18 protein-coding genes, 1 tRNA gene and 1 pseudogene are annotated in these 23,085 nt (G+C 41.1%); 8 read left to right on the plus strand and 12 right to left on the minus strand.

All coding sequences use genetic code 11. The features are described 5' to 3' along the window. Positions 1–327 precede the first annotated feature (327 nt). From AB204_RS06010 to AB204_RS06040, 7 genes are all read right to left on the minus strand, one after another. The gene (locus AB204_RS06010; protein WP_038209717.1) at positions 328–594 is read right to left on the minus strand and encodes a helix-turn-helix domain-containing protein; all 267 of its coding nucleotides are present in this window, start codon (positions 592–594) and stop codon (positions 328–330) included. Between the two features lie 42 nt (positions 595–636). Further along, positions 637–831 carry a hypothetical protein gene (locus tag AB204_RS22270; RefSeq protein WP_152671502.1) on the minus strand — a complete coding sequence of 65 codons (195 nt, stop codon included), beginning with the start codon at positions 829–831 and terminating at the stop codon, positions 637–639. Between the two features lie 1,420 nt (positions 832–2,251). Next, positions 2,252–3,007 (minus strand): hypothetical protein, encoded by a 756-nt coding sequence (locus AB204_RS06020; RefSeq protein ID WP_047962479.1) that lies wholly within the window; start codon positions 3,005–3,007, stop codon positions 2,252–2,254. A gap of 670 nt (positions 3,008–3,677) precedes the next feature. Next, on the minus strand, positions 3,678–5,894 hold the full coding sequence (locus tag AB204_RS06025; protein WP_047962480.1) for an AAA family ATPase: 2,217 nt from the start codon (positions 5,892–5,894) through the stop codon (positions 3,678–3,680). A gap of 638 nt (positions 5,895–6,532) precedes the next feature. Then, positions 6,533–8,974 (minus strand): DUF5906 domain-containing protein, encoded by a 2,442-nt coding sequence (locus tag AB204_RS06030; RefSeq protein ID WP_411354705.1) that lies wholly within the window; start codon positions 8,972–8,974, stop codon positions 6,533–6,535. 102 nt (positions 8,975–9,076) lie between these two features. Beyond that, entirely contained in the window at positions 9,077–10,294 is a 1,218-nt protein-coding gene (locus AB204_RS06035) for a tyrosine-type recombinase/integrase (protein ID WP_047962481.1), read from the minus strand. A gap of 193 nt (positions 10,295–10,487) precedes the next feature. Next, positions 10,488–10,575 (minus strand) — tRNA-Ser (locus AB204_RS06040). A 182-nt stretch (positions 10,576–10,757) separates the two neighbouring features. On the opposite strand from AB204_RS06040, the gene tusE reads away from it, so the two are divergent. Beyond that, positions 10,758–11,087 (plus strand): sulfurtransferase TusE, encoded by a 330-nt coding sequence (gene tusE / locus AB204_RS06045; protein ID WP_047962482.1) that lies wholly within the window; start codon positions 10,758–10,760, stop codon positions 11,085–11,087. Positions 11,088–11,101: 14 nt separating this feature from the next. Here the strand turns inward: tusE and yccX are convergent, their stop codons facing one another. Further along, positions 11,102–11,380 (minus strand): acylphosphatase, encoded by a 279-nt coding sequence (gene yccX / locus AB204_RS06050; RefSeq protein WP_047962508.1) that lies wholly within the window; start codon positions 11,378–11,380, stop codon positions 11,102–11,104. A gap of 224 nt (positions 11,381–11,604) precedes the next feature. On the opposite strand from yccX, the gene hspQ reads away from it, so the two are divergent. After that, the gene (gene hspQ / locus AB204_RS06055) at positions 11,605–11,925 is read left to right on the plus strand and encodes a heat shock protein HspQ (RefSeq protein WP_200898205.1); all 321 of its coding nucleotides are present in this window, start codon (positions 11,605–11,607) and stop codon (positions 11,923–11,925) included. Between the two features lie 69 nt (positions 11,926–11,994). On the opposite strand, the gene AB204_RS06060 is transcribed toward hspQ, so the two are convergent. Beyond that, entirely contained in the window at positions 11,995–12,408 is a 414-nt protein-coding gene (locus AB204_RS06060; RefSeq protein ID WP_047962483.1) for a CoA-binding protein, read from the minus strand. Between the two features lie 155 nt (positions 12,409–12,563). Here AB204_RS06060 and AB204_RS06065 point away from each other — a divergent pair. After that, a pseudogene (locus AB204_RS06065) lies at positions 12,564–12,910 on the plus strand (methylglyoxal synthase). Between the two features lie 71 nt (positions 12,911–12,981). Here the strand turns inward: AB204_RS06065 and helD are convergent. Further along, positions 12,982–15,036, minus strand: a complete 2,055-nt coding sequence (gene helD, locus AB204_RS06070; RefSeq protein ID WP_047962484.1) for a DNA helicase IV — start codon at positions 15,034–15,036, stop codon at positions 12,982–12,984. 66 nt (positions 15,037–15,102) lie between these two features. On the opposite strand from helD, the gene yccS reads away from it, so the two are divergent. Both yccS and AB204_RS23395 read left to right on the plus strand, forming a co-directional pair. Further along, the gene (gene yccS / locus AB204_RS06075; RefSeq protein WP_047962485.1) at positions 15,103–17,268 is read left to right on the plus strand and encodes a YccS family putative transporter; all 2,166 of its coding nucleotides are present in this window, start codon (positions 15,103–15,105) and stop codon (positions 17,266–17,268) included. A gap of 41 nt (positions 17,269–17,309) precedes the next feature. Then, positions 17,310–17,555: a hypothetical protein gene (locus AB204_RS23395; RefSeq protein ID WP_047962486.1), complete on the plus strand. Its 246-nt coding sequence runs from the start codon at positions 17,310–17,312 to the stop codon at positions 17,553–17,555. A gap of 33 nt (positions 17,556–17,588) precedes the next feature. Here the strand turns inward: AB204_RS23395 and AB204_RS06085 are convergent, their stop codons facing one another. Continuing rightward, on the minus strand, positions 17,589–18,212 hold the full coding sequence (locus AB204_RS06085) for a TfoX/Sxy family DNA transformation protein (protein WP_047962487.1): 624 nt from the start codon (positions 18,210–18,212) through the stop codon (positions 17,589–17,591). Positions 18,213–18,542: 330 nt separating this feature from the next. Between AB204_RS06085 and sulA the strand changes: the two genes are divergently transcribed. Together sulA and ompA are read left to right on the plus strand one after the other, a co-directional pair. Further along, entirely contained in the window at positions 18,543–19,040 is a 498-nt protein-coding gene (gene sulA / locus AB204_RS06090) for an SOS-induced cell division inhibitor SulA (protein WP_411354706.1), read from the plus strand. A gap of 354 nt (positions 19,041–19,394) precedes the next feature. Then, positions 19,395–20,507 (plus strand): porin OmpA, encoded by a 1,113-nt coding sequence (ompA, locus tag AB204_RS06095; protein WP_047962489.1) that lies wholly within the window; start codon positions 19,395–19,397, stop codon positions 20,505–20,507. 108 nt (positions 20,508–20,615) lie between these two features. Here the strand turns inward: ompA and matP are convergent, their stop codons facing one another. Then, complete coding sequence (matP, locus tag AB204_RS06100; RefSeq protein ID WP_047962490.1) at positions 20,616–21,065, minus strand: macrodomain Ter protein MatP; 450 nt, start codon at positions 21,063–21,065, stop codon at positions 20,616–20,618. 204 nt (positions 21,066–21,269) lie between these two features. On the opposite strand from matP, the gene AB204_RS06105 reads away from it, so the two are divergent. Further along, positions 21,270–23,000 carry an AAA family ATPase gene (locus tag AB204_RS06105; RefSeq protein ID WP_047962511.1) on the plus strand — a complete coding sequence of 577 codons (1,731 nt, stop codon included), beginning with the start codon at positions 21,270–21,272 and terminating at the stop codon, positions 22,998–23,000. Positions 23,001–23,085: the final 85 nt, after the last annotated feature.

Consider the following 23,085-nt stretch of genomic DNA (forward strand, 5'->3'; position numbering starts at 1 on the left):
ATTCGATTTCAATTTCATAAGAACAGGCGGTAAGTCATCGGATGACCGATTATAACATCAATGTAGATCATTTATCCGATCAGCTTAATATTTAATAAATTAATTTTATTAAAAAAGTTACATACCCCCAGTTGTACCCCCACATTATTTTGTTACATCAAATTTGGTATATTTTGCGTAGAAATTAAATTTATAACTTTTTAATCATCACGTTAAAGCAAAAAAGCCATGAGATTTGGAAATGGTCAAATTTGGCTGCCATTTCACGCTCAAGGCTTCATATAAACATTTATCATTTTTACGAACTAGATCACAAACTAAAACGGGTTATTCCTGTGGTTTATCGCGAACCTTACGCTCAATTAACCGACCATACATATCAAAGTAACGGCTAGGCCAGATTTCAGAGGGGTGTATACCGAGATAATCCGCGATTATCCATTCACCTTTAGGCCAGGGACGACTGAGAGTGTTTGCTAGTGTAGATGAACTGAGTCCCGACTCACGAGAAACAGCCGCTAAAGTTGTACCACGTTTACGCAATGCAGCAATAATATCGGCCTGATGCCAGTCGTTTTTAACATTGTTATTCATTCCTGCTACCCCTTCCATTAATTGATCATTGATGGTGGTGATTCAAGACAGGGTTCGCGGACTGGGTTCACACCAGCGAGGCATAGCCTCCCCCGCCTGAATCACCATTGAAAAGGCGAATGCAGGCACACTGGTAAAACTTCTTACCAGTGTCTGTGAACACAAGGCCGCGACGCCTTGACCATTGGATTGTGCCAATGGCGGGAATACTTTAACTGATTGTATTATCGGACTCAATAACCGAACGGCTAAGTTTAACGACTATAAACACGCTCAACATTCCGAATGCTTAATTCTTCAATCAACCAGTCCATCAATTTTTTTACTTATACCTAACAGCATGCAATCTCTGGCGCGCGACAATTCGGACAAAACAGAAAATATCTACTTTGCCCTTGACGAATATCTGTGCGCCAGAGTGAACGCAAGTTGAGGTATTGCGGGGTATCGGTTGAGTACTCAGTACTGCCGCCTGCGTTTGCAGGTCATCCCCACCGGCTAAAAGCCAGCCTCGATATCGTCAAATTCTCCTTTTTCAATCTATAAAATGCAGTGTCAGATTCACTGCGTGGTTAATCAGGCCAGAGTCTGTCAGGGTTGAGGGATGCTATGGCTGCGGCGTCACTTTCAGCGGTAAACCTGCAAAAAGTGACGCCTTGAATTCCGCGAACAACCAGCAAAGGTTATACAAGCGTTGAAGTGCTATCAGGCACAGCAAAACGCCGTAAGGTTAAATGTCAAAACGGTAGTCATGTGAATATGGATTAGTTGTAGAAAAATTGTCTGTTGAATAATTCAAACAGGATAGATAAAAGTATGAACGGATGCGTAAAAGCCATCCTGTTGCTCATTGAAGATATATAGGATTTATGTTGATTTGAAATGCCAGTGTACGAACCCATGTTCAATACACTTTGGTAGCAAGATAAAGATATCCTTTTGGGTTATCTATTAGTTTAAAAGACCTTCATTGCCAGACGAGGGTTTAGGTGTCTTGACAATATCTGCTTCCAAAGGTGGGCAGATGTACCGCAATTCTTGCTCTCTCTTTCAGGCTACGAGAGTTTTGTTTCGCCACCCGAAGGCGATCCTGACAGGCGATGGATCATTAGTGTAAGTGAAATATTAGCGGCTGTGGTGAGTGGGGTCAATAGCTTATGTTATAGGTTAGTGGAAATTTAATCTGTCAAATATAACTTGTATTAGCGGCGATTTGCCCTACCGTTATACTACAGTAGGGCACGATTAAACTTGACTCGGCTATGAGCGAAAAGCAGGCGTCAGATGCATATTGCTTAAACTTCTGGTGTAATTGGGCAATCGACGTAACCTTACTGGTGCTGAGTGCGGCAATTAGGCTAAGTATCAATGTGTGCGGTTCAATATTCCTGATGCGTTGAATGAATCCGCATCCAAACGCTATTTTTTGCAAGGAACTACCACTAAAAAATTGCATTAATTGGTATTTTACAGAAATAATCTTCACAGACTTCATCCGTGTTTATGGTATTAGTTTGGCGACGATTATCAGATCATAAATGAAGCCTTTTTTCTATCTAAAATAACTGATTACTGCTTAAAATCCTGTATATACATTTGAGATGAGAACTACAAGCATAATTACCAACAATCAGGGGTAATTATCCGCATTCATTTATTAATCACTTAGATTTTCCTCTTTAGTATCTACATTGCATTCGTTGTTAAAATAATTTTTTGTTAGCAGAGTTGTAACTCTGAACTTCCCAAAAAATAGGTGATTAATAGTTATATTTGATTTAAATGAAGAATTTTCACTTATAGAAATAAAATCCACCCCCATGATATTCACTTTATATATCTCCTCACTAAATCCTTTTTTTACTTTTATTGAACACTTCAATAATTCATAGGCTGAATTATCTTCAAAATAGCTTTTAAATTGATTAAAAAAGAAGTCATTCGTTTTTTTTGGCAATGAATTTTCATTGTTAAAGTCTAGATATACATTATTTATCACATATTTATTTAAATTAATTTTTTTCCCAGTTTTCTTGAATAGAACCCCTAATGTTAAACAGTTTAGGAAATTATCCATTCTTTCAGTATCAACTGGAACACTGACTCCTCTTGCGCTAAACTTAGAGTTTTTGAAAATAGTTCTTTGTAGCGCCTTGTTATTATGCTGCAACTGTTCAATTACACTTTTGCTGAAAACTTTATTAATATTTTGTTCTTCATCAGAAGTTAAACAACACAAACAAATTTGAGTTAAGGCATAAATATCATCTTTAGTTTTTGAGTTGTTGTGATCCTCACATGACTTAACAGTCATTAAATTTAGTTTTTTATCACTAGGGAAGAATGACTTGGGTGGGATATGCTCTTTAGTATTTGCAATTTTTTCACAACCTGGATAATAACAGCTAGTCATTGTTTGATCCTATTAGCCAATAGATTATTTTATTTATCGAGTGTAATTTATTTACCAATACATCATTCCCCATAATGCTTGCCTTATCAACTCATTAAGTTAAAAAATTGAGGAGATCAACAAAAAACTGCTTCCCAAGGGAAAAATGCGTTAGGGGAACGAATAATTTATGAATACCTATTAGTTAGCCCAAGAAAACATGTTGGATAGATCATGGCGTGTTTGACCGGCCTAATTCAGAGACACCCGTTTCTGGCATAGTGCGGACATATGTTTCTAACTTATTTATATCCCGTGACGGGTTAAGGCAAAAGGATGCGAAGCTCGGCTTGGTGTTTTTACCTTACGAAAAATTATGGATGCGTAACAGAAAAAATTTATACCGTGCAGTTATTTTATTGTGGATATAATCACTTGAATTTGCTATAAATGCGCTGGGGCTACCGTCTACTACCAACAACAAATGCAACAGTTACAGCTTGTAAATGGTTTGCAAGGGTTGTCAGTGACTATCACTGTCGCAGATATGCGAGGTGGCTAACATGAAACCTAAAGTGGTTAACGTTAGAAGATATCAACGCTATCGACGGGGAAAATGGGAAGATGTTTGTCAACATCTTCGCTCACTCCCTAGACGGTAGGTGTCATCGGTAGCCCCATCTAGCTTCAATTAAGCAGGATCTGCTTCTGCGACAACCTCACCCGTGTTTTCAATCCCTATCATGCTATTGTAGTGCTCTTCGAAACCAGTTTCTACAAATATCTGTTTGAATTTTTCAATGTATTTTTCAGCATTGATCCTTTCAAAGTCTACTAGGTTAATCGAATTAGAATGAGACTCCCTATTTATGTACCTAAATAAAGGCTTAAAGTCTGCCTCTGTTTGCCCTAATTGCTCCAATGTTTTCTTTAGCGACTCTTTCTTATGAACAAAATTGAAGTAGTGCTCCAGAATATTTCTCATCGCGTTGGGTAGCATGTGTGCGTAGCTTGGATTAGAAGTGCTGTCTTTGACGATTTGCCAATACATCTGGTAATCATTTTGAAGTTCATCTCTTTTTAAATCATAAAGTTGACTAAACTGCGACTTGGTAACTCTATAGAGTTTATATCCAGCTGGGCATTTGTTAGATGCGTTCTTGAGCATCAATAACTCGTGAAAAAAGAACAGGTTATGAGTCAGCAAGAAAACTTGTTTGAAATTTTCGCTAAAGACTTTGTGATGTATCAGGGCTGCAATGTCATAAACGTAGTTGTGCGACAAACTAGAAATAGGATCATCAATTACAACGATTCGGTTGCTCAGCAAAACAGGAGAGGATTCGTTTATTGAACCTGAAGCATACTCTAGGAAGTAAAGAAAGCTAATGAGTGTTTTTTCTCCTTCACTAAGGGTGTTATATACGTTAACACTTTCACCTGAAGGGCGGGCAATTTTATATCGTTGCTGATCGTTTGCTGCTTTAACAATTTTAAAACTGTGTATACCTAGCTCAGAAAGTTGTTGATTGATATTGTTTATCGATGAATCAATGTTAGTTATTTTTTTCTGATTTTCAGTGATAATATTTCTTTGATCAATTTTTTGGCTACGAAGCAGCTCTATTTTATCGGATAGTTTTTTTACTTCAGCATGAAGGTCGTTAACCTTTTCATCTGAAGCTACAATGAGATCACTAAACCGCCCATTAAGAATAACCCAAAACTCCGAAGCTATTCTATCTAAATGGCTTTCCTTGTTTCTGATCCTATCGTTGAATAGATCTATGTCTCTTTGTATTTCAGCTATCGCAGTATTAATATCTGCAACTAGATCGCTCGTATCGGTAAGCGTAACAACTGTACTCGGGTTGCTTATTTTAAGATCAATCTGAGATAAGTTGGCTGATAACTTTTCGAGCAGTAGTTCTCTCTTATCTACGAAGCCATATGTAATTACATAGTCTTCAAAAGTGTATACTGGAGCCGATAATTTGCTCTTAATATCCTCAACTAAAGCTTTATAACTGCTATACAACCCTTTAATCTGGCTGATTTTTTGGGAGTATGTCTCATCAAATAGTTGATTGATCGCTTCAGTAATCGATGAGCTTAACTCTTGTTGGCAGAAAGGACACGGATTATAGGGTTTCATATATTCCAGACCTGATTTTACCCAGTCAGAATTGCCCAGTTTTTCGACTAAATCGGATAGATATGAGTCCTTAGACCCCACGATAACTTGAGTCAAAATCGGATCATTTTCAAAGCTCCGGACATCAAGACTAATCTTGGGCACGCTTGGAAGTAGACTACCGTCTTGTCCAGATAACTCACGAGCCTCTTTTTGTAGCAATTCAATCGTAGATGTGACACTTCCACGGCTTGATCTGACCTTGTTCAGAAAATCAACTTTGTTTCTTCGTAGTCTATCTAGACAAAAATCTAGTGCGCCATTTTCATATATAGTTTTTGCTTTCCAGACAGATTCCTTTAGTGAGGTCTCTTCGTTCTTTATGTCACTTTCTTTGCGACTTTTCTTTGTTTCAGAAACCTCGATGTTTTGACTTAGGTGAGCTATTTTCTCTGTTGCTTCTTCAATTGCTTGTTCGGCTTCTTTGTTTTCTTCGCTCAGAGTGAAAACACCCTGAAAGTCGGGGATCTCATAGAAGTTTCTACGTATAAATTCTTGATTATAAACTAATATTTCCTCACCTAACTCATGGGGTTGAATGGAACAGTTTCGGTATTCTGGTAATTCAGGAGAATGTAAAAATTTACCTATTGTTGATTTACCAGAACCGTTTAAACCATAGAACAAGTTTATCTTCTTGTTGTCAGTTTGAATAACCACTGGCGAAGTTGGTGAGTAACTAGCTACACCTTTTAATGTTATGGTATTAATCATTTTCTTTAGCTCTTTTACAATTTAGCGCACAATTACAATCAGTTGCATTTTTATTTTTCTCGCCTAGAAAAGCCGTGACGTAGATCAGTTCCTGCGACTTTGGGTACTTATGCAAGGATGGTTACAATATTTCATCTAATCCGTAACTTACTAATTTAGTAAAGCGTATAGCTCACTTTTGTCCAGAATCAGGCTAAAGGTAATTTCTAATGATTTAGATGTAGTAGCTCAAACCCACACTGACGCGCTGCGCTTGTCTTCTCCGAGTTACCGGGCTAATGCATTAGCCCGGTAACTCGGAGAGCTAAAAGATCACCTGCCAGAGAAAACATTTTTACCTATACCCCCTCCCTATTAAAGAATTATGGGTAAAACTGTTCACCCTGTTCACCTTTGAATAATCTTATTTAAATTCATATTGTTAATGGGTGATGAGTTGAATTTAAACTCTTCACTACTCTTCACCCAACCGTTCACCTCCAACCAGAATAAAGGTGAACAGTGATGAATAGTTGTGAACAGTTTAAAAATAACTGTTCACCCTATAATATATTGATATATCTGGTTTAAATAATAGGGTGAACAGTGATGAACACTTTTTTATATTTCTTTGAAAAATACCTGTAATCAGAAAAAAATTATTCTTCTGGCTGGCTATTCCTTGTCAGTTTCGGCATCCATTCGATAGCAGTATCAAGATTCAGGCTCAGATTGCTACGAATTCCCTGTTTGCTTTTCTTGCGTAAATATTGCTGGCTGTATTCTGCCAATGCGCCGGGCATATCCATGCCAAAACGAGTCACGGAAACAGGTTTATTCAGGTTATTGCCTTTCATATAAGCAAGATAGGAGTGATAAAGGTACTTACAAGGATTGAACGGCATAATTTCCGCATTGCCGATTAATAAACCGTCAGCTTCATGGGAAGCAATAAGATAACCGCAAAAATCGACCAGTGGATCTGTGCCGCGTTTGATATCCAGCGCCTCCGCCGATTTCTGTTGCTCTGCCAGTAAACGCCTTGCGGCTTGTGGATCAGTGAACCGATGTAACAGATGCCGGATAATCACAGGCAATTCTGCCGCAATTTTATCCCGCAGGAGTGGATCACGTTCATTTTCTGGCACGACTTCGGAAAAATTAAAAATCACGCGACGCCGCGATACCCCACCACTGCGATCACTGAAACTCATGGCATTATTATTTACTGCCAGCACCACCGCAGGAATGCGGGTTGAATAGGGCTGTTTATGCTTTGGATCGATAGCAACTTCATCACCACCCGTAATTGCCTTGATACCGGAACCATCACCCACATAGCGGGTCTGGTCTGGCAGGATGATCAACGAATAGCCAACAATCAACGCCCGTTCTCGTGGGTTTTCCAGTGCTGCCATACTTGCGGAAACGGTATTACCTTTACCTGCCAACATGGAACAAATTTCGGCAAAGATACTTTTGCCATTGCCTCCGGCTCCGGTGACTTCCAGAAAAAGTTGCCAATCATAGCGATTCGCCAGCACCATAAACAGCGCCGCTAGTACTCTATCTGCTTTGCTTTCACAGTTGGCTGTTGCCTGATTAAGCCAGCGCCAGAACTGTGGCGCGTGATCTTGCAGGGTTTCCCTCAAAACAGGGGAATTGAATTCAACGTCATTGGCAAGCAATAGCCAATCATTTTTGCGGTGAGGCCGGAACTGACAAGCTTTCAGATCAAATACTCCGTTACTAAATCCGATTAAGTAGCGTTCTGGAGACTGCATCATGGGAAGCTGTAATTTCAGGGCATCCACGGCAGAGCTGATACCATGTGGCGAGTATGGTAGTTTCTCTTCCATAAAAGCAGCGACCATCTCCCGTCTTAAATCGCGGTCACTGACCGGACGCCAGATAATATCGTCATAGTAATGAACGGTTTCCGAAGCACCATCTAGTGCTAAATCACCGTTATAACGTGACAGCAACACTTCCCCGCGCTGGCTGGCTCCCATCTGACATAGTGTCAATTTTGAAGGCTCGGCATCATTATTAAGCTGAGTAACTGATTTTTTCTTGGTTGATGTCGGTTGATAAAGCCCCTGAGCAAAGGCTTGTTGTGCTATTTCCACACCGTGTTGCTGGCGATAATCGTCCCAATCGGCTTTATACTCTGTAGGTGGTAATGTTACCCATCCGTTGATCGCTATGGCGGTTTTCTCTGCTGCAACCTTGCCGATATTCTTTTTCAGCCTGCTATTTTTGTCTCGTTCATCCGGTTCGTGCCAGTCGTTATCAGCGGCAATTATGATTCTGGAGTTTGGATACTGCGCCCTAACCTGCCCGGCAACAATTAATAGGTTACTTTCATCAATCGCTGCCAGTACCACGCCTTTATGTAGTTGACTGACAGTTAAAGCTGTAGCGTAACCCTCGGTAATAATGAAAGTATCCGGCGTTCCGGTAATCTCAGATACAGGGATAAAACTGCTTTTTTTCTGCGAACCGGAAACAAGACGTTTTTCGCCGTTCGGCTTGATGATCTGTGCGCCTGTGATTGTGCCACCCAACGTTTGAGTAACCAACAATAACGAACCGTCTTTTAACAACCGCTGATTAGGGCATTGCAATCCCTTTTTCATCAGATATTGAGATTCCCCCGTAACAACAGTGGCAACCAGTTCTGTGATGTGTTCTGTAATCGGTTTAGCGTTATGAATCGGCGTTTTGGCCGGCTTGGATTCAGACAAAGGAAATGCCAGAGCATCTGCAACAACCTTTGCTGCTTCAAAAATTGAGATCCCTTTGGTTTTAGCCACTAAATCCAACCCATCACCATAGTTCGGAGCGTCACACTGGCGGCAATGCCAATTGCCGTGATGGTGATCGTCGATAAAGTGGAAACGGTCAGTACCGCCGCAGAAAGGACAAGCGCCATGTTTACCTTTTGCCGGAATATCAATACCACATGCAGGTAGCAGATTTTCCCAGTGATACATGGCGGATTTTTTCACGGTTTGGATAAATTCGAGCGGTTTTTGTTCGTCTGCTTTATCTGAAGATGTAAATTTAGGGTGAGTTTGGTTAGACTGTGTATCAGCCATCATCGTTACCTCGTATAACGGTTATTGGTCAGACGCCTCAGATGTGTGACAGCACTCTGGGGCGTTGCTTTTTATGTTACTTTTCTTAAAAAATCTCTATCGTTATGCCCTTTTGCCAAATTTTCCGATCAGCACATTTTCTTCGCCTCGTTCCAGCATCTCCATATAATCGGCATACCATTGCAGCATTTCCCGACGACCATCCAGATATTGAGCGTGGTTGTAAGTACCCCGAATGCTGTTTTTATCGACGTGAGCAAGCTGTTTTTCAACCCATGCAGTGTTGAAGTCTTGATCATGCAGGATAGTACTCATGGTGTGGCGGAAGCCGTGACCTGTCGCTCGTCCTGAATATCCCATACGGCGGATCATGGTATTGATTGCCATATCAGAGAGATGCTTTCTGTAATCTGTCCGGCTTGGAAATACATATTGATAACTGCCGCTGATAGGCTGAATTTGCTTCAATAAATCGATAACTTGCTCTGACAATGGCACTATATGAGTGCGGCGCATTTTCATTTTTTCGGCGGAAATTGTCCAAACAGCTTTATCTAAATTAATTTCTGACCATTCAGCTTTGCGAAGTTCTCCCGGACGAACGCCCGTTAATATCAGCATTCGCAAAGCCGTTCTGACTATCTGGCTTCCCATATATTTATCAATAGAGCGCAGAAATTCAGGTAATTCATCTACTGAAAGGTGAGCGTAGTGTTCGCGTTGATGGGGGATAAAAGCACTCGCTAAATCTGGAGCCGGGTTATATTCAGCTCTGCCAGTAATAATTGCATATGTCCAAACTTCACCACAGCGTTGGCGGACTTTTTTTAATTTATCGGTGACGCCTCTCTTTTCCATAATAGAAAGGAGGTCTAATAATTCGAGGGGTTTTATTTCAGCAATCGGGCGATGACCAATATAGGGGAAAACGTCTTTTTCGAATGCGTCCATCATATCTTCACGATAACCAACAGACCATCTGTCTTTTCTTCCCTCGTACCATTCACGCGCAATGCTTTCAAAGGTGTTACTGATTTCTCCCTGAGCCGCCAGTTTTTTCTGTTTTTTATCTTGGTTGGGATCAATGCCTTCGGCTATCAGTTTCTTGGCTTCATCACGCTTTCTTCTGGCCTCTGCCAACGTAATAAGCGGAAAAGTGCCAATGGCTAGTAACTTTTCTTTTCCTGCAATGCGGTATTTCAACCGCCAATATTTAGAACCGGTTGTCTTTACCAACAGATACAAGCCACCGCCATCCGACAGCTTAAAATCTTTATCTTGGGGTTTTACTGTTTCGACTTGTCGGGCTGTTAGTTTCATATTTCTAGCATCCTTGCCCCTCACAGTAACGGGGGTATTTTTTTAGGGGGTACAGAAAGTTACCCCTATATATACCCCCTGACTGGGGTACATTGCAATAGATGCCAGTAGACGTTAGTAGAGCTTTACTTGGGAGTTTTCGTTGATTTTACTGGGGAAAGTAGACTTTAAGAGATGCTGCTAGAAGTGTAGATGGCGGAGGAGGAGAGATTCGAACTCTCGGATGGTTTCCCATCGGCGGTTTTCAAGACCGCTGCCTTCAGCCGCTCGGCCACCCCTCCGCGATGTCGAGCACTATAAACATCACTGTTCCCAATGTAAAGCATTTATCTGTTCAACTGCCGTCAATTTATTCACATTGCTATCTGTTGGTCTATTTATTCAGCATATCTAGCAATCTTTCTTGGGAATAATGGTGATTTTTGCTAAATTGCAGCCATCGTAATGAGATGGTTAAAAAATTATGTTGGTATTTGAAGGCCGTGAAATCGAAACCGATGCGCAGGGTTATCTAAAAAATAGCAGTGACTGGCAAGAAGCCATGGCTCCTATTCTTGCTGAACAGGAAGCAATCACTCTAACCGAACAGCACTGGGAAGTGATACGTTTTGTGCGTGAATTCTACGAGGAATTTAATACTTCTCCCGCTATTCGTATGTTAGTTAAGGCAATCTCTCAAAAATATGGTGAGGAAAAAGGGAACAGCCGTTACCTCTATCGACTATTCCCCAAAGGGCCAGCAAAACAGGCAACAAAAATTGCGGGCCTTCCGAAACCAGTCAAGTGTATTTGATCTCTTCATCCGTCTTAATGGCGGATGCTAAAATCAGCCATCTCTTCTACTTCACAAAATTGTGACTGGAAATGTTCGATCTTGGCACCCGGTGGCCCTCCCTGTTCCAACCAATGCGTTAACATTTTGATTTGCGTGTCATCACCACAAGCAACAATTTTAACGCTGCCATCATTCATATTACGAACATATCCCACCAGCTTATTTTTCTTTGCCCAATGGTAAGTTTGATAACGGAATCCAACGCCTTGTACCCGACCGTAAACATAAATAACAATGCTGTATTTGGTCATCATTACGTCCCTCCCAAAGCAGATAGTAAGAACTTTAAAACGTTAAACCCACTTTTGGTATTGTATTTTATATACGCAACAGCTAACCTGAAATTATGGGGTGGCGATCACATGCCATCTTAGTTTCAAAAATCATGCAAAAATTCCGGCTACCGGGTATGCACTTGAAATTTACCTTACTGTCCTTATATAAGAGTCATTGCAAGGTTTCTTTGGAGGTGACTATGATGATCGCCAGCAAATTCGGTATCGGCCAGCAAGTACGACATAGGCTGCTGGGTTATTTGGGTGTTGTTGTAGATATTGATGCTGAATATTCTTTAGAACAACCGCAGGAAAATGATATTGCATCTAATGCTACTTTACGTTCAGCTCCGTGGTACCACGTTGTGATGGAAGGTGATGATGGGCAACCCGTCCATACTTATCTGGCAGAAGCTCAATTGACTTATGAAACATCAGATGATCACCCAGAACAACCTTCCATGGATGAGTTGGCCGAGTCAATCCGCAATCAATTGCAAGCCCCACGACTACGCAATTAAACGCTCTTATTTACCCTTGTTCAAATTATTCCAGTAAGGTGGTGCATAATAAAATGATCACCACCTTATTTATTTCTCCATGCCTAAGCGTGGGATTTCAATTTTAGGGCAACAATCCATCACAACATCCAATCCCTCGTGTTCTGCCAGTGATTTTGCTTCTTCATTGATGATGTCTTTTTGTAGCCAAAGCACTTTTGCACCTATAGCGATTGCTTCTTCAGCAACACCGTAAGCCGCTGTCGCATTACGGAATACATCAACCATATCCACGGGTTGATCAATATCTGCTAATTGGCTTACAACAGGCTGCCCCAACAAAGTTTGCCCCGCCAATTTAGGGCTGACAGGAATGACTTTATATCCCTGATTCAGTAAGTATTCCATTACCTTATAGCTTGGGCGCTCTGGTTTATTACTCGCTCCTACCAACGCTATTGTTCTGACCTTTTTCAGTATGGCCGCTATATATTGATCATTCATTTAGCCTCCTATATTACCTTTGGCCGTTACTCCATGACGCAACAGCTATTTTCATTTGGTTTATCTGCTACAGTGTTTAGGATAATCACGGTTGTTTTTTATTATCTTGCCATTTTAAAAAATGGTAAATAATTTATTCATATAAAGGTATCACCATGGAATCAACGGTTCGCACCCTGGCAAAATCAAAAAATATCGCCCTTGTCGCACATGACCACTGTAAAAAAGCCCTACTAGATTGGGCCAATACACATAAGTCCTTATTAAGCAGGCATACACTGTATACGACAGGAACGACAGGGCATTTAATTCAGCAAAAGACGGGGCTAACTGTTACAAGTATGCCGAGTGGGCCAATGGGAGGTGATCAACAAATTGGTGCCCTAATTTCTGAAGGAAAAATCGATGTTTTGATTTTCTTATCAACTCCGCGCTTTTTGCAGAAGAAGTCGATATCAGCGTACCCGATTATCAACGCTATCTTAATGAAAGACTCCAGTAATCAGAACAGAAATGGGAGAGCCAAACTCTCCCCCATTTTTTAATCTTATTTTTTCTGATGTTGATACAACTTTAAGGTTTACGCTGAGTAGGTACTCCTAATTGCAACAATTGATGAATGAATATCGATGGATTTTTCGGTTCCTGCATCAACCAAACCTGTTTTTTTGCCCGTGTCAGTGCAACATATAAAAGACGGCGTTCTTCCGCATCAGGAAAATCTTCAGGTTGTGGCAATAAAACTTGCTCTATCACAGATTCCCTCGCGGGTGCCGGAAAACCATCTTTTCCCTGATGCAATCCCAGAATAATGACATATTCTGCTTGTTGCCCTTTAGCTGCATGAATTGTCATAAATTCAATCTGCAAATTTGGCCAGCGGGTTGATGCTTTTTTCAATAGTTCTGGCTTGAGATGATGATAGCGTGCCAATAATAAGATGGTTTCCTGCTTGGTAACATTACCGCTCATTTTATTAAGCAGTGCTTCCAACTGTTCTTCCGGCAAAATCACAACCGATTTTTTATTACCTTTTATCAGGCTATTGAGCGGCTTAGCTAATTGATGGGGGTTTTGTTGCACAAATCGGTTGGCTATTTCACCGATACGATCATTGAAACGATAAGTCATATCTAACGTGCATTCTGTGCCATCACCAAAATAAGTTGGAAAAGCTGTTATTAAAGTTAATTCAGCGCCACTAAAACGATAAATTGCTTGCCAAGCATCTCCCACAGCGAATAGATGGCTTTGCTTATTCTGCGCCTTCAACGCTGCCAATAACTTGAACCTCAGCGGTGAAATATCCTGAAATTCATCAATCAGAATATGTTTCCATGGGCTGATAAATCGCCCTTTTTGTAAGATGTTCACAGCCTGATGGATTAAACCAGAAGAATCGGTTGCGCCTTCAGATTTCAGTGCCGATTTCCAAGCCTTCAACAGAGGAGCCATAAGCCGTATACGTTTCTGAAATAGATCAGCATAAGCAGCAGGTGCCTGTTCAATCATCTCTTTCTGACTGCCGCCATGCATACGCATCAATCCCAGCCAGCGTTCCAGACGAACAGATAAGCTATCTGTTAATTGGTTATCGTGCCAATATTCACCTTCTGGTAATTGCCAATCCAGTTCTTCATTCAACCATTCCCGCCAACCTTTCGCTTGTGCTTTTTTTTCTCCACACTGCTTTTGCCATTCCTGAATGAGAAAGCTACGACGCTTCTGAGCATCAATTTCCAGTTCACTAATCTTGGTTTCTTTATTGTTTCCTTGCTGAATAATATGCAGTGCCAAGGCATGGAATGTTTTTGCTTTTACCTCTTTTGTTCCCAAGCGCTCCTGAATACGTTCATTCATTTGACCAGCAGCCTGACGATCAAAAGCCAACAGCAAGATCTGTTCAGGAAGAGCCTGTTGACGCAATAACAACCACCCAGTACGCGCCATCAAAACAGAGGTTTTTCCGCTCCCCGCACCGGCTGAAACTAAAATATTTTTCTCACCATTAATAACCGCCTGACACTGAGAACGATTAAGTGGCGAAGTTTCTATGGTTCGGAAAAATTCTTCATGTTGTGCCAAAACACGATCCATCCAACGCTGGTTCATAGTCTGAATTGTTTTTTCACCCTCATATAACCAATCCAAACAAATCTGATAATCCTCACGGCAGTTCTCAAATTGTGCAATTCGCTGTAATGGAAGAGGCAATGCCTGAAATGTTTCTTGGATTTGTTGCTGCAATGAAGTTAATTCTGCAATTTTCAACCAGCGATCTTGTTGGCCGATTTTATGAATTTCATTCATTTGAGCAGCCAATACATCCGCACTGACATCGCTCATATCGAGGCTCCATTTTTGCCATTCCTTTAATAAGTAATGGTAAAAATGTTGTGTTTGCTGCCATTCAGTACCATGCAGGCGCACCACTTTTCCTTCAGGTAATTCAAATTCCAGTTCCCCCCAGACAATCCCTCGCTTACACTGAATGCCAATCAATTGATTAAATGGAATAAGGTACTGGTGCTTATCACCACTGACTTCAATGCCAGCATTAAGCAGACGCACCCTATTATAAGGATGTTGGGCGAGGCGTTGCCCGATTTGCGTTGATTTGAGTTCCATTGTCGTGGCACCGTACCTGAAAATTGTTGAACTACTTCATCACGTAAATGTTGTTAGGGGTATTTTGTGCTAACGGTTTTATCCAGCTCCCGCCATTTTCTGTATAACAGTCATGTCCTCTATTATATCCGTATATTCATTGCACTGACAGGAACTACCCTGATCCCCTGGCTATTAGGAGAAGAACTTAAAATAACCATTCCTTTGCTGCTAGGTGTCGTTGCGGCGGCATTAACAGACTTGGATGATCGTTTAGTTGGTCGTTTGCGCAATCTCATTATTACCCTAGTCTCTTTCTTTGCCGCTTCCACTTCGATTACATTGTTATTTCCCTATCCATGGTTTTTTATGCTCGGTCTGGCAATATCAACCTGCGGCTTTATTCTGTTGGGTGCATTGGGGCAACGCTACGCTACTATTGCCTTTGGTGCTTTACTGATAGCGATTTATACCATGCTCGGCTCACCCATATTTCCTGTTTGGTATCAGCAACCTGTATTACTGCTCATTGGTGCCATCTGGTATAACTTGCTGACATTAACCGGCCATTTATTATTTCCGATTCGCCCTTTGCAAGAAAACCTGGCACGTTGTTACCAGCAACTTTCAACCTATCTTTATGCGAAAACAAGTCTGTTTGATCCTGATTCTGAAGCTGAAGAATATAAGCAAGCTGTGTTTGATGTTGCCATGGCAAATAGCACGTTAGTCACAACACTCAATCAAGCTAAGATCTCTTTATTGAGTCGCTTGAAAGGTGACAGAGGGCAGCGAGGAACGCGCCATACTTTGCATTATTATTTTGTTGCACAAGATATCCATGAGCGAGCCAGTTCATCCCATGTTCAGTATCAAAAACTGAGAGAAATTTTTCGTCACAGCGATATTATGTTTCGTATTCAAAGATTACTTTCTATGCAAGCACGAGCATGCGAGCAGATTTCGCAATCCATTATTTTGCATAAGCAATATCAACATAATCCACGTTTTGAAAGTGCGTTCAGTTACCTTGAAAGCTCCCTTGAACGCTTAAAAAACCAGCAAGTCACTAATTCCAAAATAATGGCATTTGATAATCTGCTGAAAAATTTACGGGCAATTGACGCCCAATTAGCAGGGCTTGGTTCGGATCAAGACCTTCTTTCCCCAAATACTCCCCAAAATACCCAACAAGAAGAAACGCGCTTATCCGGTGAAGATTTAACGGGTTGGCGTGATGTATGGTTCAGGATCAGCCGTAATTTGACACCAAAATCGGCTCTCTTTCGCCATGCTGTTCGAATGTCTGTCTTGCTATGTACTGGCTATGCCATTATTCAACTGTTTGATTTGCAGCGCGGTTATTGGATCTTACTAACGAGTTTATTTGTCTGCCAACCTAACTATAGTGCTACTCGCCGACGTCTGGCTTTACGTGTCATTGGTACATTGGCGGGGATTTTGATTGGCTTACCAATTCTCTATTTTGTGCCTTCTATTGAAGGGCAACTGGTGTTAATCGTCATATCTGGAGTGCTGTTCTTCGCTTTTCGCAATAGCCAATACGCACATGCAACGTTATTTATCACTCTTCTGGTCTTATTGAGTTTCAATTTATTAGGTGAAGGTTTTGAAGTCGCATTCCCCAGAATTATCGACACATTGGTAGGTTGTGGCATTGCCTTACTTGCTGTCAGTTTCATCTGGCCAGACTGGAAATTTCGCCAATTGCCTCAAGTGATTAACCGAACAATGTTGGCTAATTGCCGCTACCTTAATGCTATTTTAATACAGTACCATCAAGGAAAGAGCAACAGTCTGGATTACCGCATTGCTCGCCGTGATGCTCATAATTGCGATGCTGAATTAGCATCGGTGATCTCTAATATGGCATCAGAGCCAAAAAGTTACCGTATTTCTCAGGAAGCCGCTTTTCGTTTATTGTGCCTTAACCATACGATGCTGAGCTATATTTCTGCATTGGGGGCCCATCGTGACAGGCTCAATGATCCAGAAATTCTGGATATTCTTAATGATGCTATCTGTTCCGTTGAATCCGCATTAAAACAAGGCTGGATTGATGACGAAACACTGCAAATCATTGCAAATAACTTGGCAGATAAAATCAATCTGGTGCCTTCTGAAAGTAACAATAAAGTTCAGCTTGTGTTACAACAAATAGGATTGCTCATTGAGCTATTACCTGAAATTGTTTGTTTAACAAAACAAATTGGTGAACAAGAGCCACACTAAAAAATTATCTTATAGGGGCATTTAGCCCCTAACAATATAAGGTGGATCCGCATAATAAATGCAATACCATTACTCTCGGACTAAACGAATACGTATTAAATAATTCATTGGGTGATTTTGAGCATGGCCCGGCTATATTAAGTCATACAATTCGAGCTATTACAGAAAAACTATCTGTTACAGAAAAACAATCTATTACAGAAAAACAATCTATTACAGAAAAACAGTTCATCGCAGAAAAAGAGTTATCCCAAGAACGTCAATCGTCGCCTGATTCTGGAAAATAGGGGCCATTGCCCCTATTCATCAAATATCGCTTATTACGAATGATAGTCCGAATTTTGGTGGAGCCATTCGTCGTGCCAATTGATTAATTCATCACGCAATTGCTCCGGTAATACCGCGACATGGCATCCTTCTATTGCACCAGCCAAAGCAAGTAACAAACTGACATTTGTTTTTTTCCTGTGCTGTTGTAGTTTGAGATAAGTTGCTTTGGCTCCCAGCATTTTCAAATCTTCTACTTTAGAGATGCCCACTTTCCATAGTTGTCTCTCTAAAGCAATTCCTAAATTGGGGAGATCTTTAAGCCTGAGAGGCATTTTCTGTCTATCAACAATTTCTTCCATAGTATACTGATAGGCTAATTGCATATATTCAAACAACTGTTTTTGATCTTGCCAAAGTGATTCATTAACGCGGTAATACCGCAAAGTCACAGGTATCCCCCTTTTTGAATAAATAAATTTTTCCATGCCACTAGCCTTAAATAACACTTCAGCACGGCTACTTCCTCGTAGATAAAGTTCCCCCTCAGAGCTGATAGCAAATAAAACACCGTCAATTAACAACCCAATGCCACCAAATTGAGATTTCTTCTTAAGCTTTCCCAATAAAGATACGCCGTATTGTAATTGGGTAAAACGCGGTTCGGATAAAAACATTTTTATCACTCCATGAATCACATTCCAACATAATGTTTAACCATGCCTGCTATTAATAAAATAGATAACAAGAACAATTAATTAAAACCATACGCAATCTATTTCCAACTGCCAACCGTTAAGTCGGAAAAATCCGAATTTCTGTGAATTTTTGCGAAGCGCTTTGAAAAAAAGAGACTTGCTTTTAATCAAATAGCGTTATACTGTATAAATATACAGTTCATTATGGCGAGGAACATTATGGGCACTCAATCATCGTGGAGATATCTCACTAAGCATAAAACGGTAACTGTGGACACGGCAGCTAACGAACATAAAACAGACAAAACAATGGTTGGGATGACCGTGAAAAGACTGTCTTTTGTAGAATCACTCCAATGCTCTTCATCAACTGTCACTTCATCAATTGTAAAAGGTATGGTCAGTGAATTGATTTACAACGAGCACCAACCAACGATTAATCACATTCTGCTTCCTTTATTACGTCAGACTGGAAATGAAAATCGATGGCTACTTTGGGTAACGCCCAACAAGAGGTTAAGCCGCCAGTGGTTGATAAGCTCAGGGCTTCCTTTAAATAAGATCGTCCAGCTAAACCAGATCCGCCCCATTGCTTCGATTAGTGCCATGGAAAAGGCTTTAGCAAGTGGTAATTACAGTATTGTATTGGGTTGGTTGCCTGAATTGTCTGAATATGAAGTGAACAGATTACAATTGGCGGCGCAAAGAGGCACTGCGCTCGGTTTTATTATGCGGCCACAAAATTTAACTCATCAATTGGTTTCACCATCAAATAGGTTACATATTCACTCTATTTACTATCACTAACAAAATTTAGGATTTATCCCAATATTTTTTATAAAAAATAAGCTACTAATTGATAATCAGTCCTCTTTACAATAAAAATCAACATATTGATAAGGTCAATATTGTAAATGTTTGTCAGAAATATTTTTTATTTGTATAGCGCTAATTAAAAATTTTGTGTCACTAGTCACAGTGTACTTGTAACTTTTTAAGTTCGTTGTAGACTTTACACAGTTTAGGTTTGTGCTTACTACTCTTATATTTCAGGAAACATCTTCTGACAGGAGCACAGTTACCTAATCGAACATTTTAACCAATGGCTAATAATAAGGCTTTTAAGGCCAATTGCCTATTTGGATGATAACGAGGCGTAAAATGAAAAAGACAGCTATCGCAGTAGCAGTGGCAGTGGCAGCTTTCGCAACTGCTGCTCAAGCAGCTCCAAAGGATAATACCTGGTATACCGGTGCTAAGCTGGGTTGGTCTCAATACCATGATGTAAATTTCTACGGTAATGGCTATGATAATCGAATTGGCAACGGCCCAACTCGCAAAAGCCAACTAGGCACAGGTGCCTATGTCGGTTATCAGGCAAATCCATATCTGGGCTTTGAACTGGGTTATGATTGGTTAGGTCGCATGACTTATAAAGGCAGCGTTGATAACGGTGCTTTCCGTGCTCAAGGTGTTCAACTGACAACAAAATTGAGCTACCCAGTGATGAACAATCTTGATGTCTATACACGCCTGGGTGGTATGGTGTGGCGTGCAGACTCTTCTGCAACTTATGACGCCAATGCTGCATCTCCTAAACAAGTAAATAAGAAAGACCATGACACGGGTGTTTCTCCTTTGGCTGCGATTGGTGTTGAATACGCATTGACCAAAAATCTGGCAACCCGTCTGGATTACCAATGGGTTAATAACATCGGTGATGCAACTACCGTTGGTGCACGTCCAGATAACGGCCTGCTGAGCGTTGGCATTTCTTACCGCTTCGGTCAAGATGAAGCTGTCGCTCCGGTTGTTGCTCCAGCAGCTCCGGCTCCAGTCGTTCCAGCACCAATTGTTGAAAACAAGAGCTTTACTCTGCGCTCTGACGTTCTGTTCAACTTCAACAAATCAACGCTGAAAGAAGAAGGTAAACAAGAGCTGGATAACCTCTACAACCAACTGGCTCAAATCGACCCAAATCAGGGGAACGTTGTAGTAATTGGTTATACTGACCGCATCGGTAGCCAGAATTACAACCTGCCGTTGTCTCAAAAACGCGCTCAATCTGTTGTAGATTATCTGGTTGCTAAAGGCATCCCAGCAAACAGCATTCAAGCAGAAGGCCGCGGTAAGGAAAGCCCTGTCACTGGCTCTACCTGTGACAACATCAAAGTTCGCGCTAAACTTATCGACTGTCTGGCGCCAGATCGCCGTGTAATTATCAATATTCAGGGCACTAAAGAAGTTGTTACTCAACCAAAAGTAGCACAGTAATCTTGTTCTGATAGATTGATCAACAAAACCCCATTTCAGATGGGGTTTTGTTTTTTCTGCCCATATTTTCTTTTCTGTGCGTAGATTGAGTTTGTGAGTAAGTTGAGACTATTTTCTCAATATAGCTTCTAAATCCTGCTTCAAATTCGACATCTGGTGCACATACTTTTCTCTATATTCAGCGTCTTCCAGCAACTGTATTATCGTTTCCGATAAAGTATTACCCCGACGTCGAGAGAGAGCAGAAAGTCGCTGCCAAACATGGAAGTCCAGATCGATGGATTTTTTACGTGAGTGCTGGTGTTCTGCATTAAAATGACGTTTACGCCGTGCCCGAATTGTTTGTTTCATCCGGTTAGATAAATCCGAATTCATGTGCAGCGAGATCCATTCCAACACCTTAATTGGTTCACGTTCCAGCTTCATCAATTCATTGACTGCATCCTGCGCTGCACTTTTTTCAATATATTTGGTAACCTGTTCACCTTCACGGTGTTTTTTTGCCAAATATGCCCATTTCCAGCCACATTCCAGATTTTCCAATTGTTGATATTTCATTTCATCTCTCAGTGACAGCGTAACTTAAATTAAGCATAGCAATTATTTCTTTGAATTGCTCATAGCAACACAAAATATTGGCTTATTTTACAAGCAATAAATGTGTTAGCTCAAATGTCGTTTCTTTTAAGATTCTGGCATGTTGGTTCATTGTCTAATCTTGTATAATAAATGTTTCCCTTTTCACTATATGTAGCTACCACTTTGACGAATATAAAACTAGACTGGCAAGCATTACAGCCAAACAATACGCCTTATCAAGCACTCTTTAATTCTGTCGCTGAACTGTCCCCCATCACAATGGATGAGGTTCAGCCCAGACTGCACAGTGGGTTAACTCTTTTTTGTCAGGCTAATCTGCGCCAACCTTTTATGCTGCTAAAGGCGGAAGAGAGTGATGCTTATCTGTCTCTTTTATCTCATACGATTTCCTCTCTACTACCGAAAGATCGTCCAAGTATCGGTGGCTATTATCAAATAGAACACCAAACCCTTACTTGGCATGCATCCGGGGAAGGTATGTTTGCTCCGACTGAGCGAGTTACTTATCGTGAGTGGATTGAACCAGAGCAATTATTTGGCAATATCTATACGCATCAAGGTGTAATTCAATTGCAGCCCGGGCTTATCCATCAAGTAAATGGTGGTATTCTGATTTTGCCTCTTCGGACTCTGCTTTCTCAGCCATTAATGTGGGTTCGTCTCAAACAGATGATTACCCAACGCCGATTTGACTGGCTGTCACAAGATGAAAACCGCTCCCTTCCCTTTCCTGTACCATCAATGGAATTGAATCTGCGTCTGGTTTTAGTGGGAGACAGGCTAAGTCTTGAAGAATTACAATCCCTTGAACCCGAACTGGCAAGCAACGCACTGTACGGTGAATTTGAGCCGGATATCCTCTTTCACGAAGAGGAAGATCTGGCAGTGTGGTGCCGCCATGTTAATGGCGTCATTCAACAACAGGGTCTGCCTCCACTGAGTGCCGATGCCTGGCCTGAACTGATCAAACAAGCGACTCGTCATACCGAAGATCAACTCTGTCTGCCTCTGGATATTCAGTGGTTGCAACAAAAATTGGAATCAGCAGCCAACTACCAGCAAGAAAACCAGATCACCGAGCATTCCCTGCAACAAGCAGAAGAGAATCGTACTTGGCGTCATGGTTATTTATCCGAACGCTGTATGGATGAAATGCTAAAAGGCCAAGTTTTGATTCGCACACAAGGTTCAGTTATCGGTCAAATTAATGGGCTTTCAATACTCGAATATCCAGGGCATCCTGACCCAATAGGAGAACCCTCCCGTATCAGTTGCGTTGCTCACTTAGGGGATGGTGAATTTATTGATGTGGAACGTAAAGTAGAATTAGGTGGCAATATTCATGCAAAAGGCATGATGATTATGCAAGCTTACTTAATTTCTGAATTGAAGTTGGATCAACCACAGCCATTCTCTGCTTCCATTGTATTCGAGCAATCCTACGGCGAAGTAGATGGTGACAGCGCATCACTGGCTGAATTATGTGCCCTGATCAGTGCCTTGTCACAACAGCCTATCGATCAGCAAATTGCGGTTACAGGGGCGGTAGACCAATTTGGTTACGTACAACCAATTGGTGGAGTCAATGAGAAAATTGAAGGATTTTTCCGCATATGTCACTACCGTGAACTCACTGGCTCTCAAGGCGTTATTATTCCAACAACCAATGTGCAACACTTGTGCCTAAGCCAGGATGTCGTTGATGCGGTAAAAAATGGGCAGTTTCATATCTGGGCTGTCGAGCATGTCTCTGAGGCCGCATCACTACTAACGGGTATTCCTTATTACGATCCACAAAAAGAACATTTGTTAGCTATGATATATGAACGTATTGCACAGGCTAATAATCAAGAGCGACCTCGGTTACCTTGGTTTCTACGTTGGTTAGGTTAGTTCTGCCATTATCTGATCGGAGTTGTTCGGCGTACAAGTGTACGCTATTCTCTAGCCCTACATGATTAGTAAGGCTATCTGAGAA

The sequence above is a fragment of the Xenorhabdus khoisanae genome, assembly GCF_001037465.1.
Taxonomy (GTDB): Bacteria; Pseudomonadota; Gammaproteobacteria; order Enterobacterales; family Enterobacteriaceae; genus Xenorhabdus; species Xenorhabdus khoisanae.

Coding starts and splice junctions, on each gene's coding strand:
- AB204_RS06010 (WP_038209717.1), bottom strand. CDS start 594: ATGAATAACAATGTTAAAAACGACTGGCATCAGGCCGATATTATTGCT.
- AB204_RS06020 (WP_047962479.1), bottom strand. CDS start 3,007: ATGACTAGCTGTTATTATCCAGGTTGTGAAAAAATTGCAAATACTAAA.
- AB204_RS06025 (WP_047962480.1), bottom strand. CDS start 5,894: ATGATTAATACCATAACATTAAAAGGTGTAGCTAGTTACTCACCAACT.
- AB204_RS06030 (WP_411354705.1), bottom strand. CDS start 8,974: ATGGCTGATACACAGTCTAACCAAACTCACCCTAAATTTACATCTTCA.
- AB204_RS06035 (WP_047962481.1), bottom strand. CDS start 10,294: ATGAAACTAACAGCCCGACAAGTCGAAACAGTAAAACCCCAAGATAAA.
- tusE (WP_047962482.1), top strand. CDS start 10,758: ATGTTGGTATTTGAAGGCCGTGAAATCGAAACCGATGCGCAGGGTTAT.
- yccX (WP_047962508.1), bottom strand. CDS start 11,380: ATGACCAAATACAGCATTGTTATTTATGTTTACGGTCGGGTACAAGGC.
- hspQ (WP_200898205.1), top strand. CDS start 11,605: ATGATGATCGCCAGCAAATTCGGTATCGGCCAGCAAGTACGACATAGG.
- AB204_RS06060 (WP_047962483.1), bottom strand. CDS start 12,408: ATGAATGATCAATATATAGCGGCCATACTGAAAAAGGTCAGAACAATA.
- helD (WP_047962484.1), bottom strand. CDS start 15,036: ATGGAACTCAAATCAACGCAAATCGGGCAACGCCTCGCCCAACATCCT.
- AB204_RS06085 (WP_047962487.1), bottom strand. CDS start 18,212: ATGTTTTTATCCGAACCGCGTTTTACCCAATTACAATACGGCGTATCT.
- sulA (WP_411354706.1), top strand. CDS start 18,543: ATGGTTGGGATGACCGTGAAAAGACTGTCTTTTGTAGAATCACTCCAA.
- ompA (WP_047962489.1), top strand. CDS start 19,395: ATGAAAAAGACAGCTATCGCAGTAGCAGTGGCAGTGGCAGCTTTCGCA.
- matP (WP_047962490.1), bottom strand. CDS start 21,065: ATGAAATATCAACAATTGGAAAATCTGGAATGTGGCTGGAAATGGGCA.